The 204-nt window shown below is 57.8% G+C and carries 1 protein-coding gene; it reads left to right on the top strand.

Annotated features, from left to right (window positions below):
• The coding region (locus HV477_RS28180) for a CaiF/GrlA family transcriptional regulator (protein ID WP_175065771.1) at window positions 1-204 on the top strand (204 nt) is incomplete at both ends.

Here is a 204-nt window from a genome sequence, read left to right as displayed (position 1 = left end):
TATCCCGGCCAGACGGGCCAGCTATCTGATTGCCTATCTGAGGAGTAAAACATCACGGGTGGTCTGTGAATGCCGTCACCAGACCCTGCCCAATAAGGCACGACGCTATGAAATTTATGTTATCCGGGTTCTTGACGGTCCCGCTCCGTCCACGCGCCGTGAAAGGGCCGGACCGCCGCCGGTATCAAAACGCCGGGTCGGTAA

Origin of the sequence: Salmonella sp. SG203 (genome assembly GCF_013350575.1) — a bacterium.
Classification (GTDB): Bacteria; Pseudomonadota; Gammaproteobacteria; order Enterobacterales; family Enterobacteriaceae; genus Salmonella; species Salmonella enterica.
This window is presented reverse-complemented; position numbering and strand designations above follow the sequence as displayed.